The sequence below is a fragment of the Candidatus Kryptoniota bacterium genome (assembly GCA_036567965.1).
Classification (GTDB): domain Bacteria; phylum Bacteroidota; class Ignavibacteria; order Kryptoniales; family JAKASW01; genus JAKASW01.
Genome location: DATCTN010000022.1, coordinates 26,733 through 38,366, shown reverse-complemented (window position 1 = coordinate 38,366; position 11,634 = coordinate 26,733). Strand labels below are relative to the sequence as shown.

Genomic DNA, 11,634 nt, shown 5'->3' with positions numbered 1-11,634 from the left:
TCGGGAATCCATGGTTGAGAATGGAGATAGATTCCCGCTAAGAGCACGTCCCCACGATCCGGCCGCCGATCCTGCGGTCGGACGGGAATGACAGTAAGAGAATTTGTCAATGTCACTTCACTTTGAAAGTAGCCCACTGCTGGGAATTACGTAACCTTGATTAGATAACCCGCAACTGTTAATTTAATGATGATTGAAGGCGTCTAACCACCAATGACAAAAGAACTTACTCAAAGAGAAAAAGAGGTACTTCGCGAAGTTGTACACAACTTCATACTCACCGCGATGCCTGTGGGTTCGAAGTATATTTCGCAAAAAGAAGACATGAGACTTAGCCCGGCAACTATCCGGCACGTGATGTCTCAGCTGGAGGAGTACGGATATCTCGGTCACCCGCACACATCTGCCGGAAGAGTACCAACTGATGAGGGCTACAGGCTTTATATTGACTCTTTGATTGCGTATGACACTATTCATGAATCGGAACGCGTGGAAATTGCATCGGGGTTGAGCGGCTCCCTCGATTCAAGTGATCTCCTGAACGAAGCTTCAAAGCTCCTCGGGAAAGTGTCCAGACAATTAAGTCTGGTTTCCGCCCCTTATCTGGGTGACGCGCTCCTCACGAAGATCGATTTGGTCTCTTTGAATTCCGCCAAGATTCTGGTTGTTATCTCACTCGAGTCCGGTTTGATAAAGACGATTGTCCTTGAGGTGGAATCGCAAGTCAGTCCTCAGAAACTAAGCAAGGTGAGTTCCCTTCTTAACGAACGCCTCGGCGGCTTGAAGCTCTCCGAAATCCGTGAGACCATAAGCGAGCGTGTTGGAGATTACGCGGACGAAGCGCTCGTAAGCAGGTTCACAAAGATGAGTGAGAGGATTTTCACTGTGGCTACCGAGACTGAGAAGTTTCACATCGGGATGCCTCAGGAAATCCTTTCTCATCCGGAATTTGAACTTCCTGAAAACATCAGGGGAATCCTCGAGATACTCGGAGATGAGAATGTGATTCTCCATATTCTAGAAAAGGGAGAATCGAACGAGCAGGTTACGGTAAAGGTTGGAAAAGAAAATGCGGACGAGAAGCTTAAAGACTACAGCTTGATTACCGCAAGGTATGAAGTTGGAGGGATCAAAGGTACGGTTGGCGTCGTGGGACCGAGGAGGATGCAGTACTCCAGATTAATACCGCTTGTCGATTTTGTTGCAAAAGTAATTTCAAATAAACTAGGTTCATAAAAACGCAATGCAAGATTCACGCGATCAAAAATACAACGGTAAGAAAGAAGCCGAAGAGAGTTTGAACGGGAACCAGGAAGGGTCCGCGAAGCGGGGCGAGTTTTCTGATGCCGCCGACGCTGAACATGAAATCCAAAACGATCTGGACTCGCTTCAAAAGCAGCTGGTCGATTCGGAAAAGCTTCTCGGTTCATATAAAGATCAGCTCCTGAGACTGGCGGCCGAGTTCGAAAATTACAGGAAGCGTACCGAGCTCGATAAGGCTGACTTCATAAAGTTCTCAAATGAAAGGATCATAAAAGATCTTCTGCCAATCCTCGACGATTTTGGACGGGCCCTTGCCACCGGGAAGAAGAATTCCGATTTAGAGTCATTCTATAAGGGCATCGAGCTGATCTACCAGAAATTTTCGAAAACGCTCGAAGAAAAGGGACTCCGGGCGATAGAGTCGGTCGGAAAAGAGTTCGATGTATCGTACCATGATGTCCTCATGCAGGTCCCAAGACCGGACGTCAAGCCGCATACGATCGTGGAAGAAGTCGAGCGCGGATACACCCTTCACGGAAAAGTGATCAAACACGCGAAGGTGATCATAGCGGCTGAAGTTCAGGACAAGACCGATTCTGAAGAGGACGAATAATGCGGTTAGGGGAGTAAGATGGCAAAAAGAGATTACTACGAGATTCTGGGAGTTGACAGAGGCTCGTCCGTTGACGATATAAAGAAGGCGTACCGAAAGCTAGCGATGGAGCATCACCCGGACCGTAATCCGGGCAACAAAGAAGCTGAAGAGAAGTTCAAGGAAGCGACCGAAGCTTACGAAGTCTTGAGCGATCAGGACAAGCGGTCGCGGTACGACAGGTTCGGTCACGAAGGTGTCAGGCGAGGCGCGGACTTCCACGACTGGACAAATTCAAACGCGAACGACATATTCACCGTCTTCAACGACATTTTCGGCGGCGGATTCGGAGGATCTATCTTCGATGACTTATTTGGCGGCGGCACCCGCAGCAGAACACGCGGCGGCAGCAGCGTTGGAGAAAGAGGCAGCGACCTCAAGATTTCGGTGAAGCTCACCCTTGAAGAAATCGCCACAGGAGTTGAGAAGAAGATAAAGATCAGGCGGCAGGAGAAGTGCCAAACTTGCGACGGCACCGGCGCAAAGAGCGGATTGGGAACGACAACGTGTCCGACCTGCGGCGGAAGTGGAGAGATACGCAGAGGTACCAGAACGATGTTCGGCCAGTTTGTAAACATTGTTCAGTGCTCCACTTGCGGAGGGAGCGGCAGGATTGTAAAGGATCCCTGCCCAACCTGTAGCGGGGCGGGAAGAGTGATCGGCGAATCCACCATCAAAGTGAAAATACCTGCCGGTGTCAGCGACGGGAACTATCTTACCTTGCGTGGAGAAGGAAACGCCGGCAAAAGGGGCGGACCAAGCGGAGACCTGATCGTAATCGTCGAGGAGGCACAGCACGCGCACTTCAAACGCAACGGTGACGATGTGGTATTCGAGCTCGACCTCAGCTATCCCGAAGCAGCTCTCGGAAGCGAAGTCGAAGTCCCCACACTGAGCGGGCGGGCAAAACTGAAAATAGATCCGGGCGTCCAGTCGGGCAAGATCCTCAGGATGCGTGAAAAAGGTCTACCGCATCTGAACAGCTACGGTCGAGGCGATCAGCTCGTGGAGATCAATATTTACACCCCCACCAAGCTTAGTCAGAGAGAGAAGGAATTACTGAAAGAGTTAGCACAGTCTACCAACGTCAAGCCTCCTTCCAGAAACGGAAATAGCTCCAAATAGATTCGGGACAGTCTTCGGAAGTTACGTCGGCAAGTTGAATTTTGCCGAGTGTTTCTCAATATTTCTAGAAAGCGCGACCGTAGAACAGAATTGCTAATCAAGCTAACGAGGATAGTCCAGGAAAAGCTGGGTCTGACAAAAAGTGAGGCCGGCATAATCCTATTTCTTTCATTCGGGCTCTTATTGGGTGGGACCGCAAAAATTTTGAATCTCGACAAGCCGACCGCAAAGTACGATTTTAAATCTTCAGACTCTTTTTTTTCATCCGCTTCCGCAAAAATAGATTCAATCATCGCGGCAGATGAAGACACAACCCGTCCGGCGAGACGGGCAGGCAAGAAGACTTCCCTTTCGCCCAGTTCACCGATCGACATCAACAAGGCATCGGCCGAGGAGTTGATTCTCCTTCCCGGTGTCGGCAAGGTAACTGCAGGAAGGATCGTCGACTATCGCAAGACGGTCGGCAAATTCAAATCGATAGACGACTTGTTGAACGTCAAAGGGATAGGACAGGCGAAATTTGCAAAGTTGAAACCATACGTGAGAGTACTTTGAAAGATCCATATCGAATAGTACTCGGCATCGATCTCGGAAGAGATTATCTTCGCGCAGCTGAAGTCGAGCACAGGGATGAGGCATTTTTCGTATCCAGGATCTGTGACCGAAAGATCAGCGGCATTGGTGTGGACGAGCTGGTCAGGGAACTTTCAGCATTTGTAAATGAAGAAGGGATCCTCAGCCGGGTCGCATCGGTGGCGCTTGATACAACACTTTTCGAGCGAGACACCATCACAGTCGATTCCGACCTGAACCAGGAGGAAATCTCAAACCTCCTCAAGTCCGAGATCAGCTTCCACCACAACTTTCAAGAAGTGGACTACCGTCCAGCGTATCAGGTTCTCAGGTCAACCGACGAAGGGCACAACGAGATTTTCTACGCGGCGATTGATAAAGGCATTCTGGTTGCAGTGAAGGACGCGTGCACGCGGTGCGGACTCGCGCTCCAGTTTGTAGATCTTGACCACTCGTGTACGGAAGTAGCGATAATCAAGCTCGCTCAACAAATGAAGAATTTTATTGTTGTGACTGTCAAAGAAGGCCAGGTAGAAGGAAGTTTTTGCAGTGAGGGCCAGCGCACTTACTACAAATACACTTATTATTCCGGTGAGCCATTTTATTTCATCACAAAAATGGCGCAGGACCTTGAATCGTTGGCAGACAAGTACGCTGAGAAGTTCATTGTCTCCGGACACAAAGCCGACTCGTTCATGATCGATCTCCTGAAGAAGAGTTCCGACTCGCGGTTCGAGCTTTTCTCACTGGGAGAAAAAATACTGCTTTCGCCTCTTGTGGCATCTAACGAAGACATGGCGGCGTCGCCTCACCATTTCGCGTCCGTAATCGGCGCCGCTCTGAAATAACACAGATGAGAATCACGGGCGGCCGGCTCCGGAGTAGAAAAATCATTTCGATCCGGTCCCAAAATCTAAGACCCGCTACTGACAGACTTCGGGTAACAATGTTCAATATTCTCGCTAACATGATCGACCTGACTGGAGGGGTTGCTCTCGATCTGTATGCTGGCACGGGATGTGTTGGGTTCGAAGCGATAAGCAGAGGCGCAGCCAGGGTTGTGTTCGTGGAAAGCGACAGGAACACTGCAGAATTGATTTCCCGGAATGCGCACGAGCTTGGCGTCGAAAACGCCTGTGAAATCGTACGGATGAAGGCCGAAGAATTCGTGAAACAATGCAGCGAGAAGTTCGACGTGGCATATGTCGATCCCCCCTACAAAATAAACAACGCGACTTGCGACATAATCGATGATATCATATCGAGGGGAATGGTCAGAGCATCCGGAATAATTTGTGTCGAACACTCGAGAGCTTACACGCCGCCGCGGTCGAAACTAATGAGACAGAAGATATTCGGCTCCACAATACTATCTTTCATAGCACCGGAGGAAAAATGAGAATCGCGATTTATCCCGGGACGTTCGACCCGGTAACCAACGGGCACGTCGATGTTGCTGCCCGCGCAGCCCGATTATTCGACAAGGTTATCATGTGTGTGGCAGTCAACACTCTGAAGATTCCGCTCTTCAGCGGTCCACAGCGCGTGGAATTGGTCAAAGAGGCTGTCAAGAATATCGAGAACATCGAGGTCGAGGAATTCGACGGTCTTCTGGTCGACTACGCTCGGAAGAAGAAAGCCATAGCAATAGTCCGCGGTCTGCGGGCGGTGTCCGACTTCGAGTTCGAATTCCAGATGGCGCTGACAAACAGGAAGCTGAGCTCGGAAGTAGATACAGTGTTTCTGATGCCTCATGAAAAGTACACGTACCTGAACAGCACGATAGTGCGGGAGATCGCAAGCTTCGGCGGCAATGTAAGCGAGTTTGTGCCTCCCCACGTCAATCGGCTTTTAATAGAAAAGAACAGCGATGCCAAATCCAAACCAGGAAGGAAAAAGAGTTGATGCCGTCTTTCTCGCGAAAGATCGACAGGATCGAGGAGTCACAGACGATCGCCATAACCTCGCTTGCAAAAAAGCTGAGGGCCGAGGGGAAGAATGTAATCAGCCTCAGCGCAGGGGAACCCGACTTCCCTACTCCGGAAAACATCAAGCAAGCGGCGATCAAAGCGATCAATGATAATTTTACAAAGTACACGCAGAACGAAGGAACGCCCGAGCTCCGGAAAGCTGTGGCGGAAAGATTCCGGAGCGAGAATAATATCGAGGTGAATGCGTCAAACATTCTTATCTCGAGCGGAGGAAAGCACTCTATCTACAACGCGCTCCAGGCAATCTGCAACCCGGGCGACGAAGTGATAATCCCTTCACCGTATTGGGTGAGTTTCCCTGAGATGGTGAAACTCGCAGACGCCGTTCCGGTGATCCTTGAATCAAGAGAGGAAAGAGATTTTACATTCACCTCCGAAGACATCAGGCCGCTTGTCACTGATAAGACCAAGGCGATCATCCTGAATACACCATCAAATCCCACAGGGAGCATGTTGACAGAGAAGATCCTTCATGGCATCGCGAGACTTGCCGTTGAAAGGGACTTCTTCATTCTCTCCGACGAGATCTACGCAAAGATAGTGTACGATGGAGAGAAACATTTTTCAGTCGGATCCATTCCTGAAGTGCGCGACAAGGTCATCACGATAGGAGGCGTTTCGAAAGCGTACTCAATGACCGGCTGGAGAATCGGGTTTCTCGCCGCGAATGAAGAAATAATTCGCCGCTCATCAAAGATCCAGAGCCAGATGACGTCGAATGCTTCTTCAATCTCGCAGGCTGCCGCACTCGAAGCCATAAAGGGAAATCAATCGGAGATCGAAATGATGAGGCAGTCATTCCAGAGGAGACGAGACCTTCTCTTCGACAAGCTTCGGGAAATTGACGGCCTTTCTCTTACCAAACCCAAGGGAGCATTCTACTTCTTCCCTTCCGTGGAAGGATTGTTCGGAAGAAAGTACGCTCAGACTACTCTGGCTAACTCGTTCGATATCTCACACTTCCTTCTCGCCGAGGCGCAGGTTGCAGTCGTGCCGGGCGCTGCGTTCGGTTCAGATAAGCACATCAGGATCTCCTATGCATATTCTGAGCGAGAACTCGTCGAAGCCGCGGATCGGATCGCTGCAGCGATCAGAAGGCTCAGATGAAGCACGCCGCTGTGCGGCTGAAGCCGAAGGAAGACGGAAGGATCGCAGCCGGCCACTGCTGGGTGTTCAGCAATGAAATCGCGGAGGTGACAGGCGATCCCCAGGTCGGTGACGTAGTGGAGGTGAAGAGTTCCAGAGAAAAGTCGCTTGGTTTTGGATTCTACAATCCGAATACGTTGATCTCGGTTCGGATGTTCACGAAAGAATTCAGAGAACCCGACAAGACTTTTTTTGTGGATCGGATAAAAGACGCACTTGGCATCCGCGACCGGCTCTTCAATGTGCCGTACTACCGGCTTGTTTATGGAGAGAGCGATTTCCTGCCGGGATTGATCATCGACCGCTTTAATGGCTTATTCAGTATTCAAATCTCTTCGGCCGCGATGGAAAAGCGAATGCCGTTTATTTTGGATGCGCTTCATGGGCTCTTTTCCCCCGCTGCAATTTATGAACGAAACGAAAGCCCCACTCGTGAGCTCGAAGGGCTTCCCCAGACCAGATCGATTCTTCATGGTGTGGAGCAGACCGCCGATTATGACGAGGAGGGTGTTGTCTTTCGGATCAACCCGTTCCGGGGACAGAAGACGGGATTCTATTTTGACCAACGACTCAACAGAATCTTCTCACGAAGATTTGCTCAAGGTGCTCGCGTACTCGATCTTTTCTCGAACGAGGGCGGTTTCGCATTGAATCTCGCTCACCATGGCGCGGAATCGGTCCTCGCGGTCGATTCCTCTCAGCAGGCAACTTTGGCACTCCGAATCAATTCCGAACTTAATGGGCTCAAGAACGTTTCCGTAGAAACGGCAGATGTAAATGAGTTCATGAGTGGTGTGGCATCGTCAGGAGGTACTTTCGATGTGGTAGTCTGTGATCCCCCAAGTTTCACGCACAATAGGAAAAGTGTGACCGCAGCCAAGGTGGCATACAGGCGTCTGCACGAAAAGATATTCGGGCTCTTAGTGAAGAACGGTACTCTTCTCACGAGCTCATGTTCTCACCACGTGTACAGAGAGACATTCGAGGAGATAGTCAACGACGCCGCTCTGAGGTGCGGACGAACCCTCCAGCTCCTTCATCGTGCCGGTGCAGCGCCAGATCACCCGGTTTTGCCCTCGATGCCGGAGACTGAATACCTCAAATTTGACGCATACGAAGTGCGTTGACGTGTCCGCAATTTTTGTGGAACTTGATTGAACCGTTTTTTGGTTTAATCTTTAGATAGATGGCTGGCGTCAAAACGATGTACATTGAAGTCCAAACCCGAGAATAACATGATCAAGTTGAGTGGATGTCTTGCATTCTTCCTTCTCCTTTTCGAAGCGCAGGCTTTCGCGCAGCAATCGACAGCAACGTCGAATCCGGATTCGGAATACGCGTTCCTCCCGATAAAGGATGTCGCGCCCGACACTGCTGAGAAGGCAAACGCGTTGGGAGCGGACATCATGCTGGGCAACAGCGGCTTCGGTCTCGGCTTTTTCTATAGGCAATCCATCGGCGGGCCGCTATCCTGGACGATCTCCATAAGCGGCTCGGAGGCTAAAGCCCCGAACGAAACGGAGACGTATTACTATGATTTTTATGGAAATATTCAAAAGACAGTCATCGGGAAAGTCAATCAACTTTTCGTTTTCCCCGCGATGATCGGACTTCAGTACAGGCTTTTCAAGGACGACATAACGGATTCATTTCGTCCGTACGTTCTCGCCGGTGTCGGACCGAACGTGGTGTTGTCGATGCCGTATGACCAGCCGTTCTCCAGAAGCGTCGCCGGAGCGCATTCGTATTTCGGATTGGGAGGATATGTGGGCGGGGGTGCTTACTTCGGGCTCGATCAAAACAGCCTGTTCGGAGTCAGCGTCCGTTACTACATTCTTCCGATGTCGAGAGGGATAGAGAGTCTGCAGGGTCAGCCGATGTCTAACTTCAGCACTTTCTTTCTGGCATTTAACATCGCCACTCAATTCTGATCCTGAACTAGAAAGCTCTTCAAGACTGATCCCGTGCGCGATTCTTTGACCGCGCAAATCTCTTCAGGTGTGCCTGCTGCTACGAGTCTTCCCCCGTTTTCCCCTGCCTCAGGTCCCAGGTCTATCACGTAATCGGCGCATTTGATTACATCAAGATTATGCTCGACAACTATAATGCTGTTCCCGCGGTCGCGCAGATCGATCAGGACATCGATCAGTTTGGAAATCTCCTCGAAGTGGAGGCCGGTAGTAGGTTCGTCGAGTATGAACAATACCTCACTGTCGCTGCTTGCAGAGAGGTAAGTGGAAATCTTAAGGCGCTGGGCTTCACCTCCCGACAACGTCGACAAACGCTGACCGAGCTTTAAATAGCTGAGTCCGACCCGGTCCAGCAGCTTCAAAGGTTTGACGACCTCTTTCCTTTCAGAGAAAAACTCAAGCGCCTGGGAGACAGTAAGGTCGAGAACGTCAGCAATATTTTTGCCGCGATATTTTATTTCAAGCGCCTCACTGCCATATCGCTTCCCACCGCAGACCTCACAATCCAGGGTGACGTCTGCAAGGAACTGCATCTCCACCACCTGTATCCCCTCGCCGTTGCATGCCTCGCACCTTCCTCCGGACTCGACATTGAACGAGAAGTAGCTCGCGCTTTGTCCCCTTTCTCTAGCAAGTGGCGTCTCCGCAAAGATAGATCTTATTGAGTCAAAAGCTCCGCTGTACGTTGCAACGTTGGAGCGGGATACTCGACCGACCGCGCTCTGATCCACCAGCTCGACAGATTGCGGCAGGTAGTCGAATGTAATTCTCTTCGCATGATTCGTCGACACGTCGATTTTCTCGCGCGTAGTTACCAACCCTTCCTGCGCGAAATGCTCCTTTAGTGCATCATGGAGCACTTCATAGACGAGTGTGCTTTTACCTGATCCACTGACTCCTGTAACACAAACAATTCCATACAGCGGGATGTCGACATTGAGATTGTCCAGGTTGTGCAATGAGGCCCCCTGGATTCTGATGAACTTATCAAGAGGTTTACGGCGTTTAGGCAGCTGGATCTTCCTTTCGCCGCGCAGGTACTTCCCCGTAATTGAGTTTTTCGACCTGACGAGGCCATCGAATGAGCCCTCAAACATGATCTCACCGCCTGCCGCACCCGATCCTGGACCGAGGTCGATGACGAAGTCGGCATTCCTCATCATCTCGGCATCATGCTCAACGACGATGACGGTGTTGTCATAGGATTTCAGGTTTTTCAAAATGCCCACCAGCCTGTCCATATCCCTCGCATGCAACCCGATGCTCGGTTCGTCAAGGACATATGTTGTCGCGACAAGAGTCGAAGCCAGACTTGTCGCCAGATTTACTCTCTGCGCCTCCCCTCCTGAAAGCGTAGATGACAGCCGGTCAAGTGTCAGATATTCGAGACCGATTTCATAGAGATAGCCGATCCGCTTCCGGATTTCTTCGAGCACCTGTTCAGCTATGACCGCATTCTCACCTGTGAGTTTCAGAAGTTCAAAAAACTTTCGTGCGCGCCCGACCATCATCGAGACAACCCCGGCGATGTTGTGGCCGTCGATTTCAACGACAAGTGCTTCCTGCCGGAGACGCGCCCCACCGCAGGTCGGACAGGTCACATACCCACGATATTTGTCGAGAAAATATTTTACAGAAAACGAGTGGGACTTTTTCTCAAGATGCTTCACGAATCCCCGCAGTCCGACAAACGATTTATCCCCCTCGACCAGGAAGCTCCACTCTTTACGCGTCAGATCATTTACTGGAACATCAAGCCTTATCCTGCCAGCACTTGCAGACTTTATAAGAGATCGTCTGTAAACATCAAAAGCGGGCGCAGAGATTAAACTGATTCCTCCTTTCAGGATACTCATGAACGGATTTGCAATGGTTTTGTCCCAATCATAGCCTATGACGGTACCGAATCCCTGACACACCGGGCAAGCTCCATAAGGATTGTTGAAGGAGAAGAGCCGCGGCTCCGGCTCCAGATAAGCTCTCCCACACGATGAGCATTGGAACTTGCTCGAGAAATGATGCAAGGCGCCGGTCTCGAGGTCGTAGACATAGATGCTTCCTGATCCGTTTAGGAAGCCTTGCTCACAAGCTTCGATAACGCGGTCCTTATAGCCCTCGCTACCCACCGAAATTCTGTCCAGGAGAACCAGGAACTCCTGGCCGTCATTTTCAAATTTGGCTTCGTTCAGATCGATGACTTTCCCCGGCTCACTCAGGGCTGCTAAACGGTAGAAACCTCTGCGCTTGAAATCATCATAAGATGCTTTGCGATCATTTGGTTTCGCACCAAAGAACAAATATATCTTTTTATTCCTGAGGGAGTTATCAATAGCATTGAGTATCAATTGTGGTGTGTATTTGACCACGGGTATGTGACAATTCGAGCAGACGACTGTTCCCGCTCGGCCGAAGAGAAGTCTGAGGTAGTCGTAAATTTCCGTCATCGTAGCAACAGTCGATCTGGGATTTCGTGAAAGCCGCCGTTGCTCAATAGCGACAGTCGGGGCAATTCCCTGTACTGAATCGACGTCGGGCTTCTCCATCCTTTCCAGGAATTGCCGCACATACGCAGAAAGGCTTTCAATGTACCTGCGCTGTCCTTCAGCATAAATTGTATCGAACGCCAGACTTGATTTCCCGCTGCCGGACGGTCCTGTCATAACGGTAATCTTTCCCTTCGGGATACGGACGTTCAAGTTCTTCAAATTGTGCGTTCTTACCCCCGTCAACGTGAGATAACCGGTGGGCCTTTCGACTTGAAGCTCGTGATGACCGGATCCGGCATCAATACGGGTTTTCCGCGCATTAGGCATCGTGGTACTCTCTATCAACCTCAACTTTGTTTCAATTTAACTAATACAAACAATCTTCCCCACTTTCACGTTCGCTCGATAGCTCGCGAGACGAGTGGTCA

General features: G+C 50.4%; 11 protein-coding genes. 10 read left to right on the top strand and 1 reads right to left on the bottom strand.

Annotated elements, in window-relative coordinates; all coding sequences use genetic code 11:
- Window positions 1-213: 213 nt before the first annotated feature.
- The 10 genes from hrcA (at window position 214) to VIS48_09700 (ending at window position 8,681) form a co-directional block, all read left to right on the top strand.
- On the top strand, window positions 214-1,236 hold the full coding sequence (gene hrcA, locus VIS48_09745; GenBank protein HEY9166429.1) for a heat-inducible transcriptional repressor HrcA: 1,023 nt from the start codon (window positions 214-216) through the stop codon (window positions 1,234-1,236).
- A gap of 7 nt (window positions 1,237-1,243) precedes the next feature.
- On the top strand, window positions 1,244-1,876 hold the full coding sequence (gene grpE, locus VIS48_09740) for a nucleotide exchange factor GrpE (protein ID HEY9166428.1): 633 nt from the start codon (window positions 1,244-1,246) through the stop codon (window positions 1,874-1,876).
- A gap of 18 nt (window positions 1,877-1,894) precedes the next feature.
- The gene (dnaJ, locus tag VIS48_09735; protein HEY9166427.1) at window positions 1,895-3,040 is read left to right on the top strand and encodes a molecular chaperone DnaJ; all 1,146 of its coding nucleotides are present in this window, start codon (window positions 1,895-1,897) and stop codon (window positions 3,038-3,040) included.
- A gap of 90 nt (window positions 3,041-3,130) precedes the next feature.
- Window positions 3,131-3,595 (top strand): helix-hairpin-helix domain-containing protein, encoded by a 465-nt coding sequence (locus VIS48_09730; GenBank protein HEY9166426.1) that lies wholly within the window; start codon window positions 3,131-3,133, stop codon window positions 3,593-3,595.
- On the top strand, window positions 3,592-4,461 hold the full coding sequence (locus VIS48_09725) for a hypothetical protein (GenBank protein HEY9166425.1): 870 nt from the start codon (window positions 3,592-3,594) through the stop codon (window positions 4,459-4,461). Before VIS48_09730 ends, VIS48_09725 begins: the two co-directional genes overlap by 4 nt.
- Before the next feature lie 5 nt (window positions 4,462-4,466).
- Complete coding sequence (gene rsmD / locus VIS48_09720; GenBank protein ID HEY9166424.1) at window positions 4,467-5,012, top strand: 16S rRNA (guanine(966)-N(2))-methyltransferase RsmD; 546 nt, start codon at window positions 4,467-4,469, stop codon at window positions 5,010-5,012.
- The gene (coaD, locus tag VIS48_09715; protein HEY9166423.1) at window positions 5,009-5,518 is read left to right on the top strand and encodes a pantetheine-phosphate adenylyltransferase; all 510 of its coding nucleotides are present in this window, start codon (window positions 5,009-5,011) and stop codon (window positions 5,516-5,518) included. The genes rsmD and coaD overlap by 4 nt, the downstream gene beginning before the upstream one ends.
- The gene (locus VIS48_09710; protein ID HEY9166422.1) at window positions 5,518-6,711 is read left to right on the top strand and encodes a pyridoxal phosphate-dependent aminotransferase; all 1,194 of its coding nucleotides are present in this window, start codon (window positions 5,518-5,520) and stop codon (window positions 6,709-6,711) included. Before coaD ends, VIS48_09710 begins: the two co-directional genes overlap by 1 nt.
- A complete protein-coding gene (locus tag VIS48_09705) occupies window positions 6,708-7,877 on the top strand; it encodes a class I SAM-dependent rRNA methyltransferase (protein ID HEY9166421.1) in 1,170 nt (389 codons plus the stop codon). Before VIS48_09710 ends, VIS48_09705 begins: the two co-directional genes overlap by 4 nt.
- A 108-nt stretch (window positions 7,878-7,985) precedes the next feature.
- The gene (locus VIS48_09700) at window positions 7,986-8,681 is read left to right on the top strand and encodes a hypothetical protein (GenBank protein ID HEY9166420.1); all 696 of its coding nucleotides are present in this window, start codon (window positions 7,986-7,988) and stop codon (window positions 8,679-8,681) included.
- On the opposite strand, the gene uvrA is transcribed toward VIS48_09700, so the two are convergent.
- A complete protein-coding gene (uvrA, locus tag VIS48_09695) occupies window positions 8,672-11,557 on the bottom strand; it encodes an excinuclease ABC subunit UvrA (GenBank protein ID HEY9166419.1) in 2,886 nt (961 codons plus the stop codon). The genes VIS48_09700 and uvrA overlap by 10 nt on opposite strands.
- Between the last annotated feature and the right edge of the window lie 77 nt (window positions 11,558-11,634).